At 51.0% G+C, this 13637-nt stretch carries 6 protein-coding genes, 11 tRNA genes and 3 rRNA genes; all 20 read left to right on the top strand.

What is annotated here, in order from left to right; genetic code table 11:
• Nucleotide 1: 1 nt before the first annotated feature.
• The gene (locus tag LKE23_RS03930; RefSeq protein ID WP_291978163.1) at nt 2–1036 is read left to right on the top strand and encodes a glycosyltransferase family 4 protein; all 1035 of its coding nucleotides are present in this window, start codon (nt 2–4) and stop codon (nt 1034–1036) included.
• Nucleotides 1029–2042, top strand: a complete 1014-nt coding sequence (locus LKE23_RS03925) for a lysylphosphatidylglycerol synthase transmembrane domain-containing protein (RefSeq protein WP_291978162.1) — start codon at nt 1029–1031, stop codon at nt 2040–2042. Before LKE23_RS03930 ends, LKE23_RS03925 begins: the two co-directional genes overlap by 8 nt.
• Before the next feature lie 100 nt (nt 2043–2142).
• Nucleotides 2143–2391, top strand: a complete 249-nt coding sequence (locus tag LKE23_RS03920; protein WP_291978161.1) for a DUF1797 family protein — start codon at nt 2143–2145, stop codon at nt 2389–2391.
• A gap of 381 nt (nt 2392–2772) precedes the next feature.
• Nucleotides 2773–4348, top strand: a 16S ribosomal RNA gene (locus LKE23_RS03915).
• Between the two features lie 88 nt (nt 4349–4436).
• Nucleotides 4437–4511 (top strand) — tRNA-Ile (locus LKE23_RS03910).
• Nucleotides 4512–4515: 4 nt separating this feature from the next.
• Nucleotides 4516–4588: transfer RNA gene (locus LKE23_RS03905), tRNA-Ala, on the top strand.
• 167 nt (nt 4589–4755) lie between these two features.
• Nucleotides 4756–7678, top strand: a 23S ribosomal RNA gene (locus LKE23_RS03900).
• A gap of 75 nt (nt 7679–7753) precedes the next feature.
• Nucleotides 7754–7870: ribosomal RNA gene (gene rrf / locus LKE23_RS03895) — 5S ribosomal RNA — on the top strand.
• The 16S, 23S and 5S rRNA genes sit together here with 11 tRNA genes alongside, the layout of an rRNA operon.
• Before the next feature lie 31 nt (nt 7871–7901).
• Nucleotides 7902–7993: transfer RNA gene (locus LKE23_RS03890), tRNA-Ser, on the top strand.
• A 5-nt stretch (nt 7994–7998) separates the two neighbouring features.
• Nucleotides 7999–8070 (top strand) — tRNA-Glu (locus LKE23_RS03885).
• 5 nt (nt 8071–8075) lie between these two features.
• Nucleotides 8076–8148, top strand: a tRNA-Val gene (locus LKE23_RS03880).
• A 36-nt stretch (nt 8149–8184) separates the two neighbouring features.
• Nucleotides 8185–8257 (top strand) — tRNA-Phe (locus LKE23_RS03875).
• A 5-nt stretch (nt 8258–8262) separates the two neighbouring features.
• Nucleotides 8263–8345, top strand: a tRNA-Tyr gene (locus tag LKE23_RS03870).
• Between the two features lie 7 nt (nt 8346–8352).
• Nucleotides 8353–8423, top strand: a tRNA-Trp gene (locus LKE23_RS03865).
• A gap of 16 nt (nt 8424–8439) precedes the next feature.
• Nucleotides 8440–8514: transfer RNA gene (locus LKE23_RS03860), tRNA-His, on the top strand.
• 37 nt (nt 8515–8551) lie between these two features.
• Nucleotides 8552–8622: transfer RNA gene (locus LKE23_RS03855), tRNA-Cys, on the top strand.
• A gap of 14 nt (nt 8623–8636) precedes the next feature.
• Nucleotides 8637–8721: transfer RNA gene (locus LKE23_RS03850), tRNA-Leu, on the top strand.
• A gap of 930 nt (nt 8722–9651) precedes the next feature.
• Nucleotides 9652–11886, top strand: a complete 2235-nt coding sequence (gene nrdD / locus LKE23_RS03845) for an anaerobic ribonucleoside-triphosphate reductase (protein WP_291978160.1) — start codon at nt 9652–9654, stop codon at nt 11884–11886.
• A gap of 99 nt (nt 11887–11985) precedes the next feature.
• The gene (gene nrdG / locus LKE23_RS03840) at nt 11986–12573 is read left to right on the top strand and encodes an anaerobic ribonucleoside-triphosphate reductase activating protein (protein ID WP_291978159.1); all 588 of its coding nucleotides are present in this window, start codon (nt 11986–11988) and stop codon (nt 12571–12573) included.
• A gap of 14 nt (nt 12574–12587) precedes the next feature.
• Complete coding sequence (locus tag LKE23_RS03835) at nt 12588–13517, top strand: SufD family Fe-S cluster assembly protein (protein ID WP_291978158.1); 930 nt, start codon at nt 12588–12590, stop codon at nt 13515–13517.
• Nucleotides 13518–13637: the final 120 nt, after the last annotated feature.

The following is a 13637-nucleotide window of genomic DNA, read 5'->3' as shown; positions in this document are numbered from 1 at the left end:
CATGCTTAAAATTACCATGTATTCATCTGCAGACAAGGTAGCTGGCCAGGGAGTCGGCAGTGCCTATCGTGAACTGATTGATTTAATGCAGAATAATTTTCAAGACGAATTCGACATTGCCATCAACCGTTACCGGACCAGTGACATTAGCCACTATCACACCATCGACCCGTCTTTTTACCTGTCGACTTTTTCAAAAAAGCGGGGCCGCAAGATTGGCTACGTCCATTTTCTGCCGGAAACGCTTGAGGGCAGCTTAAAGATTCCCCAGCCGTTTCGGGGGATTTTTTATCGTTACGTGATTGCCTTCTACAAGCGGATGGATCACCTGGTAGTGGTGAACCCTTCCTTTATTCCGAAGCTAGCGGACTACGGGATCCCCAAAGAACGGGTTACCTACATCCCCAACTTTGTCGACAGCGATCGGTTCCATCCGGTGACGGCGGCCAAAAAGGCTCAGTTGCGGGATAAGTTCGGCCTGCCCCAGAATCGTTTCATCGTGCTCGGCAGCGGGCAGATCCAGGAGCGAAAGGGGGTTCCCGACTTCATCCGCCTAGCAAAGCAGAATGAAGACGTGCAGTTTGTCTGGGCCGGGGGCTTTTCGTTTGGCCGGCTGACGGACGGTTACCACGAATTAAAGCAGGTGGTGGACGATCCGCCGAAGAACCTGCGCTTCACTGGGATTGTCTCTAGGGACGAAATCGCTGAGCTCAACAATGCGGCGGATCTTTTCCTCCTGCCGTCATACAACGAGCTGTTCCCGATGTCAGTGCTGGAGGCCTTTAGCTGTGGAACTCCGGTGATGCTGCGGGACCTCGACCTGTACCATTCCATCATTGCGGGGGACTACGAGCCGGCCAGCGACGTTACTGAGATGCAGATGAAACTGACCTTCTTGCGTAACGACCCGGCCCGGTTAGATCATTGGCGGCACCAGGCGCACTTGGCAGCCCAGCGTTACTCTAAGGAACACCTGGCCAAGGTTTGGTATGATTTCTATCGTCAGCAAGCACGGGAGGGACAAGCTCGTGAATAGGCGAAACTGGTTAGTATTAATTGCGATGCTGTTGGTCGGCGTCGGCATCATTGCCTACTCGTTGCGGACCGTGAATCTCCATTTGTTGATGAATCAGATCAACACCCTGAACTGGGGCTGGATGCTGGTAGCGGTCCTGTGCATCTGCCTTTACCTCGGTCTGGAAGGGGTTGTTGTCAAGATCTTTATGAACGAGCGGCACCGCGACTTTTCCTGGAAGGATGCTCTGCGCCTGCCGCCAATCGAACAGCTCTTTAACGGCATCACGCCCTTTTCAACCGGTGGTCAGCCGGCACAGCTGGTGGCAATGCTCCAGTCGGGAGTTGATGGGGGCCGGGCGAGCTCAGTCCTCTTAATGAAGTTTGTGGTTTTCCAGGCCATGATCGTCATCAACTTCTTGGTCAGTCTGCTGATTGGTTTTCACTTTATCGCCGCACGGCTGCATGCGCTCTCGTTGCTGGTGATTCTTGGGTTCTTGATTCACTTGAGCGTGATCGTTGGCCTACTGCTCGTGATGTACTGGTACAATTTCACCAAGAAGGCTATGAACATCCTAATTCGCCCAGTCGCCATTTTCGTGAAGCCCGAGCGCTACGAAAAGATGAAGGCGCGCTTGAACGAGATGGTGGACTCCTTCTACCAGGAAAGTTTGAAGATGAAAAAACAGTACAAGATGATGGGGAAGGTCTGCGTGGTGACGCTCTTTCAGCTGCTGTTTTACTACCTGATCCCGTACTTTATTCTCTTGGCCCTGGGGGTTCATCATTTAAACGTTGTGATGGTGGTTAGCCTTCACGTTCTGATCTTTATGATCATCTCACTGTTCCCGATCCCAGGTGGTGCCGGTGGGGCGGAATATAGTTTTTCCGTTCTCTTTGCCAGTTTTGTCCATTCGAATACAAAACTGGTCCTGGCGATGATCCTTTGGCGGTTGATCACCTACTACTTCGGGATGATCGCGGGAATGGTTGCCCTGGTGGTTAAGCCGGATAAGGTTCATGAATGAAAATAAGATTGTCATGCACTTCAGCATGACTTTTTTGTTTACAGAAAATTAAGACAATAGTAATCTAGAATGGTGTCTTTGAAGAAAAGGAGGGGTTGAAATGGCTGATTCACAGCTGGTCCACATTATTCGGCGCCTGACCGCGATGCAGTTTGACCATACTGGGAACCGCCAGCGCCGGACCTTTGAGGTTTTTGGTATTCCGGTCTGTGAAGTGACCTACGTTCAGGATCGCGGCGAGTATATCTTCGTCCGTTTTCGTCCGCGGGAACGATTCCGTTTTGACAATATTGATCTGGTGGCGGTTGAGGTTTTTAACTGTTTGTATGATTTTGAAAATACTTTTTAGATGTTGCAAAAAAGTGTTGACGGGAATCGAAATGGTTGGTATATTAATACATGCTGTTGCGGGGATGCAGTTGATTGCTTCTTCAAAATAGCGGTTGACAGATCTCAGGTGATTTGTTATTATAATAAAGTTGTCTCGTGAGTTTGTTAAAACCGGCAGCAAAAAGGAATTGAAATTTGTTCTTGACAAGCCGCTGATGAGATGATAAAATTTATTTGTTAGTTTTGTGCTAACAAACGGTAGACCTTTGAAAACTGAACAAAGTTTCGACGAATCAAATGTGTAGGGTCTTCAATCACTTCGGTGATTTGAAGCAAAACATTTGCGAAGTCAATTCGCTTAATAACTTTTAATTTGAGAGCTATCTCAAATTCTTATATTTTATATGAGAGTTTGATCCTGGCTCAGGATGAACGCCGGCGGTGTGCCTAATACATGCAAGTCGAGCGCACTGGCCCAACTGATCTGACGTGCTTGCACTGAAGTGACGATGGATTACCAGTGAGCGGCGGACGGGTGAGTAACACGTGGGCAACCTGCCCTGAAGCGGGGGATAACATTTGGAAACAGGTGCTAATACCGCATAACAACGAAAACCACATGGTTTTCGTTTCAAAGATGGTTTCGGCTATCACTTCAGGATGGGCCCGCGGTGCATTAGCTTGTTGGTAGGGTAACGGCCTACCAAGGCAATGATGCATAGCCGAGTTGAGAGACTGATCGGCCACAATGGAACTGAGACACGGTCCATACTCCTACGGGAGGCAGCAGTAGGGAATCTTCCACAATGGGCGCAAGCCTGATGGAGCGACACCGCGTGAGTGAAGAAGGGTTTCGGCTCGTAAAGCTCTGTTGTTGAAGAAGAACGTGCGTGAGAGTAACTGTTCACGCAGTGACGGTATTCAACCAGAAAGTCACGGCTAACTACGTGCCAGCAGCCGCGGTAATACGTAGGTGGCAAGCGTTATCCGGATTTATTGGGCGTAAAGCGAGCGCAGGCGGTTGCTTAAGTCTGATGTGAAAGCCTTCGGCTTAACCGAAGAAGTGCATCGGAAACTGAGCGACTTGAGTGCAGAAGAGGACAGTGGAACTCCATGTGTAGCGGTGGAATGCGTAGATATATGGAAGAACACCAGTGGCGAAGGCGGCTGTCTGGTCTGCAACTGACGCTGAGGCTCGAAAGCATGGGTAGCGAACAGGATTAGATACCCTGGTAGTCCATGCCGTAAACGATGAGTGCTAGGTGTTGGAGGGTTTCCGCCCTTCAGTGCCGCAGCTAACGCATTAAGCACTCCGCCTGGGGAGTACGACCGCAAGGTTGAAACTCAAAGGAATTGACGGGGGCCCGCACAAGCGGTGGAGCATGTGGTTTAATTCGAAGCTACGCGAAGAACCTTACCAGGTCTTGACATCTTGCGCTAACCTAAGAGATTAGGCGTTCCCTTCGGGGACGCAATGACAGGTGGTGCATGGTCGTCGTCAGCTCGTGTCGTGAGATGTTGGGTTAAGTCCCGCAACGAGCGCAACCCTTGTTACTAGTTGCCAGCATTCAGTTGGGCACTCTAGTGAGACTGCCGGTGACAAACCGGAGGAAGGTGGGGACGACGTCAGATCATCATGCCCCTTATGACCTGGGCTACACACGTGCTACAATGGTCGGTACAACGAGTCGCTAACCCGCGAGGGCAAGCTAATCTCTTAAAGCCGATCTCAGTTCGGACTGTAGGCTGCAACTCGCCTACACGAAGTCGGAATCGCTAGTAATCGCGGATCAGCATGCCGCGGTGAATACGTTCCCGGGCCTTGTACACACCGCCCGTCACACCATGGAAGTTTGTAACGCCCAAAGTCGGTGGCCTAACCATTTTGGAGGGAGCCGCCTAAGGCGGGATAGATGACTGGGGTGAAGTCGTAACAAGGTAGCCGTAGGAGAACCTGCGGCTGGATCACCTCCTTTCTAAGGAATAAAACGGAACCTACACATTAGTTGAAACTTTGTTTAGTTTTGAGGGGTTTACCTTCAGAACTTACTGAGACGCTTATTTGGGCCTATAGCTCAGCTGGTTTAGAGCGCACGCCTGATAAGCGTGAGGTCGATGGTTCAAGTCCATTTAGGCCCATTATGGGGAATTAGCTCAGCTGGGAGAGCACCTGCTTTGCAAGCAGGAGGTCATCGGTTCGATTCCGTTATTCTCCATTGCCAATCGCGAGGTTGGCACGAGCTTGTACTTTGAAAACTAAATAATATCTATTTTCTTATTTATTAACTTAAAACAATAAACCGAGAACACCGCGTTATTTGAGTTTTATTAACGAAATAATCGCTAACTCAATTAATCAAGGTGATCACGAAGTGATCATCAAGGTTAAGTTATGAAGGGCGCATGGTGAATGCCTTGGTACTAGGAGCCGATGAAGGACGGGACAAACACCGATATGCTTCGGGGAGTGGTAAGTACACTTTGATCCGGAGATTTCCGAATGGGGAAACCCAAGCACCTTAGTCGGTGCTTGCTTGACCAGTGAATCTATAGCTGGCAAGCGGTAAACGCAGTGAACTGAAACATCTCAGTAGCTGCAGGAAGAGAAAGAAAATTCGATTCCCTGAGTAGCGGCGAGCGAAAGGGGAAGAGCCCAAACCAGTGAGCTTGCTCACTGGGGTTGTAGGACTGAACATTTGAGTTACCAAAGTGCGACGTAGTCGAAACAGTTGGGAAGCTGTGCCAGAGATGGTGAGAGCCCAGTAGGCGAAACGTCACACCCTCAGTTCAGGATCCTGAGTACGGCGGGACACGTGAAACCCCGTCGGAAGCTGCGAGGACCATCTCGCAAGGCTAAATACTACCTAGTGACCGATAGTGAACCAGTACCGTGAGGGAAAGGTGAAAAGCACCCCGGAAGGGGAGTGAAATAGTTCCTGAAACCATGTGCCTACAAGCTGTCGGAGCCCGTTAATGGGTGACGGCGTGCCTCTTGCAGAATGAACCGGCGAGTTATGATTGCATGCAAGGTTAAGGTGGAAAAACCGGAGCCGCAGCGAAAGCGAGTCTTAAATGGGCGTATGAAGTATGTAGTTATAGACCCGAAACCAGGTGACCTACCCATGTCCAGGTTGAAGGTGCGGTAAAGCGCACTGGAGGACCGAACCCGTGTCAGTTGAAAATGGCTGGGATGAGGTGTGGGTAGCGGTGAAATTCCAAACGAACTTGGAGATAGCTGGTTCTCTCCGAAATCTCTTTAGGGGGAGCCTTGAGGTAAGAATCGTGGAGGTAGAGCTACTGTTTGGACAAGGGGCCCGTCATGGGTTACCAACTTCAGATAAACTCCGAATGCCATTGATTTATCCTCAGGAGTCAGACGATGAGTGATAAGATCCACCGTCGAAAGGGGAACAGCCCAGATCACCAGTTAAGGTCCCTAAATATATGCTAAGTGGAAAAGGATGTGGAGTTGCATAGACAACTAGGATGTTGGCTCAGAAGCAGCCATCATTTAAAGAGTGCGTAATAGCTCACTAGTCGAGTGATCCTGCGCCGAAAATGTACCGGGGCTAAGCATATTACCGAAACTGTGGATGTGCACTACGTGCACGTGGTAGGAGAGCGTTCTAAGGGCGGCGAAGTCAGACCGTGAGGACTGGTGGAGCGCTTAGAAGTGAGAATGCCGGTATGAGTAGCGAAAGACAGGTGAGAATCCTGTCCACCGAATGACTAAGGTTTCCTGGGGAAGGCTCGTCCTCCCAGGGTAAGTCGGGACCTAAGCCGAGGCCGAAAGGCGTAAGCGATGGATAACAGGTTGAGATTCCTGTACCAGTTAACTGCGTTTGAGCAATGGAGGGACGCAGGAGGCTAAGCGATCCGCACGATTGGAAGAGTGCGGTCAAGCAGTAAGTCAGGAGTTGAGTCAAATGCTTAACTTCGGGTTGACAAGCTGTGATGAGGAGTGAACTTTTAGTAACGAAGTCGCTGATGTCACACTGCCGAGAAAAGCTTCTAGCAAGTAGTTAACTGCCCGTACCGCAAACCGACACAGGTAGTCGAGGAGAGAATCCTAAGGTGAGCGAGAGAACTCTCGTTAAGGAACTCGGCAAAATGACCCCGTAACTTCGGAAGAAGGGGTGCTGGCCGCAAGGCCAGCCGCAGTGAATAGGCCCAGGCGACTGTTTATCAAAAACACAGGTTTCTGCAAAATCGTAAGATGAAGTATAGGGGCTGACGCCTGCCCGGTGCTGGAAGGTTAAAAGGAAGGGTTAGCTTCGGCGAAGCTCTGAATTGAAGCCCCAGTAAACGGCGGCCGTAACTATAACGGTCCTAAGGTAGCGAAATTCCTTGTCGGGTAAGTTCCGACCCGCACGAAAGGCGTAACGATCTGGGCACTGTCTCAACGAGAGACTCGGTGAAATTGAAATCCCTGTGAAGATGCAGGGTACCCGCGACAGGACGGAAAGACCCCATGGAGCTTTACTGTAGCTTGATATTGAGTGTTTGTACTGCTTGTACAGGATAGGTAGGAGCCGTAGAAAGCGGAACGCTAGTTTCGCTGGAGGCGTTGGTGGGATACTACCTTTGCATTATGACCACTCTAACCCGCAGCACTGAACGTGCTGGGAGACAGTGTCAGGTGGGCAGTTTGACTGGGGCGGTCGCCTCCCAAAAGGTAACGGAGGCGCCCAAAGGTTCGCTCAGAATGGTTGGAAATCATTCGCAGAGTGTAAAGGCACAAGCGAGCTTGACTGCGAGACAGACAGGTCGAGCAGGGACGAAAGTCGGGCTTAGTGATCCGGTGGTTCCGCATGGAAGGGCCATCGCTCAACGGATAAAAGCTACCCTGGGGATAACAGGCTTATCTCCCCCAAGAGTCCACATCGACGGGGAGGTTTGGCACCTCGATGTCGGCTCATCGCATCCTGGGGCTGTAGTCGGTCCCAAGGGTTGGGCTGTTCGCCCATTAAAGCGGTACGCGAGCTGGGTTCAGAACGTCGTGAGACAGTTCGGTCCCTATCCGTCGCGGGCGTAGGAAATTTGAGAGGACCTGTCCTTAGTACGAGAGGACCGGGATGGACATACCGCTGGTGTACCAGTTGTTCCGCCAGGAGCATCGCTGGGTAGCTATGTATGGACGAGATAAACGCTGAAAGCATCTAAGTGTGAAACTCGCCTCGAGATGAGATTTCCCATTCCCTTCGGGGAAGTAAGACCCCACAAAGATGATGTGGTAGATAGGATGGAAGTGGAAGTGCAGTGATGCATGGAGCGGACCATTACTAATCGGTCGAGGACTTAACCAAGAAGAGCGGTTAGGTTTATTGAAGAAATGGATATTGTTTAGTTTTGAGAGCATAAGCTCTCACCCGAGAGGGTAGTGTGGTGATGATGGCTTGAAGGATACACCTGTTCCCATGCCGAACACAGCAGTTAAGCTTCAACACGCCGAAAGTAGTTGGGGGATCGCTCCCTGCGAGGATAGGACGTTGCCACGCAAAAGCAAGCTTTGATAAAAGCTTGGATATTGGAGAGTTGTCCGAGTTGGCCGAAGGAGCAGCATTGGAAATGCTGTATACGGGTTAAAGCCTGTATCAAGGGTTCGAATCCCTTACTCTCCGTTAATGACCCGTTAGTCAAGTGGTTAAGACACCAGCCTTTCACGCTGGTATCGTGGGTTCAAATCCCGCACGGGTCACTTTTGGAGGATTAGCTCAGTTGGGAGAGCGTCTGCCTTACAAGCAGAGGGTCACAGGTTCGAGCCCTGTATCCTCCATTGCAACTCTTATGTTGCATCAATCAAACATACGATGGCTCGGTAGCTCAGTTGGTAGAGCAACGGATTGAAGCTCCGTGTGTCGGCGGTTCGATTCCGTCCCGCGCCATTTATGGAGGAGTAGCGAAGTCTGGCTAAACGCGATGGACCGTAAATCCATTCCTTCGGGTTCGGTGGTTCGAATCCACTCTCCTCCATTTTTATAGGGATATAGTTAAACGGTATAACTACGGTCTCCAAAACCGTCATTGTGGGTTCGATTCCTACTATCCCTGTTAACTGAATATTTTGGCGGTAATGGTGAAGTTTGGTTAACACACCGGTTTGTGGGTCCGGCACGCGTGGGTTCGAATCCCACTTACCGCCCTTTTGATTAGGTAATAATACTTAATCGTAACTATTTGGTGGTATAGCCAAGTGGTAAGGCAGAGGTCTGCAAAACCTTCATCATCGGTTCAAATCCGATTACCACCTTTTAGTTAGCTGATGCCTCTGTGGCGGAATTGGCAGACGCGCTGGACTCAAAATCCAGTTCCCGTTGAGGGAGTGTGGGTTCGACCCCCACCGGAGGCATTCAAGTACAATTGTACAAAGTAGTCAGCTAAATATTAAAAGAACCGCAAACCTTGAAACACAAGATTTGCGGTTCTTTTTATTTTGTTGTTTTTGAAAACGGCTCCGGCCGGCGAAGAACAGTTAGCTGCGGAATACGGCCGGGATCCGTAGGTACGGTCATCGCGGACTGCTGGGCTAAACAGGTCGGTTAGGATGTGCTCAACTTATTACCTTAGACCACTCGGGAATAATGTGTACGCAGCCCCTTTACGGAACCCTTTTCAATATGTAGTGAACTGCTCTGTCATAATTTGGGCATTTACTATTGGGCAAATCATGATATCATAGAAACTGTTTGAAATTTCTGCCTGAGAACTCTCCAGTTTAATTCGCTTCAGAGGGAGTTTAATAGGTAGAAACCATTTTATAGGATGATATGATTGTTCGGAAATTAACTGGATGCTGAAAAACGATTGGTTGGACTATTCAATCATCAGCGGTGTCCGGACTGTTAAGGAAGACACCTTGACTTCATTTCTGAACGTTTATGGACGAAAATGCTTTGAATGATAAAGAAATGCCTTGGTAATGCACTTTAAGGCAGCTTTCGCCAGTAAATTATCTAGAGAAGAACGGCAATAAATAGGTCCTTCAAATCTCATATGTAAATTTGATCATATTAAATTCAGAAAAATAATTCCTATCCATTGATAAGCCAATTCGAGAAAACAATGATTGAAAATTGATCAAACGTCTGCCGGATGGCAACAATAATCGCGGCTTTGGCGGGTCTTATCGTTCAATGAATTGGCCGTGGCAAAACAGGAATGCACTGGGGGAATATTTAACGTAGTAAACCACAATATATAGTGTTTTTAAATGTCAAGTCTTCTATAGATAGTATTTTGTGCTATGATAAAAATCGTTAACACGAGAGGGGATTTTCACATGAAGGTACAAATAATCGATGAAAAAGATCTAAACAATCTGACCGACTTAAAAGTTGTTAAGCGTGACGGCACGGTTACCGACTTTTACGCTTACAAGATCGCGCTGGTCTTAGGTGCCTTGCATGCTGACGACCAGACCAAGCAGATTGTGGCAACGACTCTGTTTGAAAACTTGATTAAGAAGGCGAACGTGGACACCACCACGATTGCGGACCTCTTCGTTTCTGGACTGCAGGCGGCTGGCCATCCCGAAATGGTTAAGCTGTACAAGGACTACCGGAAGCGCGACGAGGAAGCCTTTGCCGAGGCAACCAACCCGCAGCACAAGTTGGAGCAATTGTTTGACCGCAACTCCCGGGTGGTTCACGAAAATGCCAATAAGGACAGCCACGTCTTCAACACACAGCGGGATCTGGAAGCCGGGATGGTAAGTCGGGCACTGGGCCTGCGGATGCTGCCCGAAATTGTTGCAAAGGCGCACCTGCGTGGTGACATTCACTGGCACGACCTGGACTACTCACCGGTGACTCCAGAAACCAACTGCTGCCTGATTGACTTCGACGAGATGTTCAAGCACGGCTTCAAGATTGGGAACGCCTGGGTTTCCTCACCGCGGTCGATTCAAACGGCCACCGCCCAGATGTCACAGATCATTGCTAACGTGGCTTCTCTCCAGTACGGTGGCTGCTCTGCCAACCGGATTGACCAGTTGCTGGAACCATATGCCAAGATCAACTACGAGAAGCACATGAAGGACGCTGAGAAGTGGATTGCGCCCGACAAGCGGGAAGAATTTGCCCGTGCCAAGACCAAGAAGGATATTTATGACGCGATGCAGGCTCTGGAATACGAGATCAACACTCTTTATTCCAGCCAGGGTCAGACGCCGTTTACGACCATTAACTTCGGCCTCGGGACCAGTTGGATTGCCCGTGAAATTCAAAAGGCCATCCTGCAGATCCGGATCAAGGGCCTGGGGAAGGAACACCGGACGGCCATCTTCCCAAAGCTGATCTTTACCCTGAAACGGGGGTTAAACCTCGATCCTGGTGACCCGAACTACGACATCAAGCAGCTGGCATTGGAGTGCTCCACCAAGCGGATGTATCCTGACCTCTTAATGTACGACAAGATCAAGGAGATCACCGGGAGCTTCAAGACGCCAATGGGCTGTCGGTCCTTCCTGCAGGGCTGGACGGATCCTGAGACCGGTAAGGAGGTCAACTCCGGCCGGCTGAACCTCGGGGTCGTTACCGTCAACCTGCCACGGATTGCCCTGGAAGCCAATGGTGACAAGCAGCTCTTCTGGCAGATCTTCAAGGAAAAGATGCGGATTTGTAAGATCGCTCTGGACTACCGGATCGAACGGACCAAGCAGGCCAAGCCAGAAAACGCACCGCTGCTTTACATGTATGGTGCCTTTGGTAAGCGGCTGAAGAAGACCGACAGCGTTGATGAGGTCTTCAAGAACAGCCGGGCCACGATTTCCTTGGGCTACATTGGACTCTACGAAGTCTGCACGACCTTCTACGGTCCAAATTGGGAACACAACAAGGAAGCGCACGACTTTGCCGTTTCCATCACCAAGGCCATGCACGACCTTTGTGCCAAGTGGGAAGACGAGGAAGGCTACCACTTTAGTCTCTACTCCACGCCTGCCGAATCGCTGACTGATACCTTCTGCCAGGATGACATCAAGAAGTTCGGGCGGATTGAAGACGTCACCGACAAGGAATACTACACTAACAGTTTCCACTACGATGTTCGGAAGCACCCAACCCCGTTTGAGAAGCTTGAATTCGAAGAGGACTTCCCATACCAGGCTGCTGGTGGCTTCATCCACTACTGCGAATACCCGAACCTGCGGCAGAACCCAAAGGCCCTGGAAGCCGTCTGGGACTGGGCATACGATCACGTTGGCTACCTCGGAACCAACACGGCAATTGACCAGTGCTTCAAGTGTGGTTTCAAGGGTGAATTCGAACCAACGGCAACCGGCTTTAAGTGCCCACAGTGTGGCAACTCCGACCCGGCAACCTGTGACGTCGTTAAGCGGACTTGTGGCTACCTGGGGAACCCACAGCAACGGCCAATGGTTCACGGTCGGCACGAGGAAATCATTCACCGGGTTAAGCACATGAACCCCGGAATGATCGCTAACGCTGCCGAATTTGAAAAGAACCGTCAGATGGACACCAAGGCTCACGCCGACATCACTGGTGACCAGATTTAGCTAAAGCTAGAAACCGGTGCGGATTTGACCCCCACCGGAGGCATTTAAGGGAGATCATCGAGCTGATCTCCCTTTTTATATAAGAGAGGAAAAAAGATTATGGCATACACAGACCCAAAAACTAAGATTCGTTACCCAGAACCCAAGGAATGGCTGGCGGCCGACCGTTCCGCCCAGTACGTTGCGGACTACAAGCCCTTTAACTTCGTCGATGGGGAAGGGGTGCGCTGCAGCATTTACGTCAGCGGCTGCCTCTTTAACTGCCCTGGTTGCTACAACAAGGCCGCCCAAAACTTCCACTATGGTCAGCCCTACACCCAGGAGCTGGAGGACCAGATTATGGAAGACCTTTCCCAAAGCTACGTCCAGGGGCTGACCCTATTGGGCGGGGAGCCCTTCCTAAACACCCAGGTCTGCCTGAAGCTGGTTCACCGGCTGCGCAAGGAACTTGGCCACACCAAGGACGTTTGGAGCTGGTCCGGCTACACCTGGGAGGAAATCTTAAAGGATTCCCCGGACAAGGTTGAGCTGCTTCACAACCTCGACATCCTGGTCGACGGGCGCTTCGAACTGGCCAAGAAGGACCTGACCCTGCAGTTTCGGGGGAGCTCCAACCAGCGGATCATCGACGTCCCGAAGTCGCTGGCGGCCGGCAAGGTGGTCATTTGGGACAAGCTGGTGCACTAAACGGAGGCGTCATGATGGCAGAATTAACAAGTGCCGTATGGCAGAACGAACCGGGTTGGCTGCAAAAAAAGCGCCAGCTGGCGGGGATGCTTCAGGAACGCTTCCCCAAGCAAGATCAGCAGGACGAGTGGCTGAAAGCGTGGCGGGAGCCGGTTATCCCCGGCCAAGCTAGGGGCTGGCTGACCCACGACGGGGATTATGTTGCCCAGCCCCTGGCTCAGGCTGTCAATAACTATTCACAAATGCTCCAGGAAAACCTGGCCGAGAAGGCCCTCTCCTGGCAGGAAGGGCAACTGAATGCTGCCCACCTCAGTCGGATTGACGGCGGCCAATTCATCTATGTGCCGGATGAGACGACAGTTGAAGGGCCAATAAAGCTTGCCCCCGTCCTCAGTCTGCAGAACCCGCATACGTTGATTATCGTTGGGGCGGGGGCCCAGGTGACCATCGAGGAGACGGCCAGGATCGAATGCAGTCAGCCGGCCTTTGCCGCCGTGGAGATCCTGATGGGAACCGGGGCCCGGGTGCACTATCGGCAGTTCAATCGTTTTGACTGCCCGCGGGCCCTTCAGGTGCTGCACGCTTATCAGGCCCAGGGCAGTCGATTGCGGGTTGAGTACGGCCAGGCGAGTGCAACCAGCGTGACGACCAGCCTCTACAGCTTCCTTGATGGTGCGCACGCTGCCTGGGATGCCCAAGCGGCCATCCAGGTCCCGTACGGCAGTCAGCAGGAGATCCGGCCAGTGCTGGACGGGTATGGTCAGGGAACCCGGGGGCAGTTTACGCTCTGGGGGCAGGCAGAAGGCGACAACCTGATCCTTCACGAGCTGCGGACCGGCTCCGGTGAACCATTGCAGCTCGATGATTCTCAGGTGCGCTTGGCACCGGAGGAACGGTTGGCCGACCGGCTACCGGCGGCAAGTTGGCTAAAGAATAAGTTTTAGTTCCCAAAATCGTGTTACGGGAACGTTACAAACATGCCAAATTCTATGAAAAAAAGTGGCAATTTGACCAGTTCAAGGTTAAATTGCCACTTTTTTAGCGGTCTATGTTACAGTTTGCTA

The sequence above is a fragment of the Limosilactobacillus sp. genome (assembly GCF_022482365.1).
In the GTDB taxonomy this organism is placed as follows: domain Bacteria; phylum Bacillota; class Bacilli; order Lactobacillales; family Lactobacillaceae; genus Limosilactobacillus.
This window is presented reverse-complemented; position numbering and strand designations above follow the sequence as displayed.

Coding starts and splice junctions, on each gene's coding strand:
- nrdG (WP_291978159.1), top strand. CDS start 11,986: ATGGCATACACAGACCCAAAAACTAAGATTCGTTACCCAGAACCCAAG.
- LKE23_RS03920 (WP_291978161.1), top strand. CDS start 2,143: ATGGCTGATTCACAGCTGGTCCACATTATTCGGCGCCTGACCGCGATG.
- LKE23_RS03835 (WP_291978158.1), top strand. CDS start 12,588: ATGGCAGAATTAACAAGTGCCGTATGGCAGAACGAACCGGGTTGGCTG.
- nrdD (WP_291978160.1), top strand. CDS start 9,652: ATGAAGGTACAAATAATCGATGAAAAAGATCTAAACAATCTGACCGAC.
- LKE23_RS03930 (WP_291978163.1), top strand. CDS start 2: ATGCTTAAAATTACCATGTATTCATCTGCAGACAAGGTAGCTGGCCAG.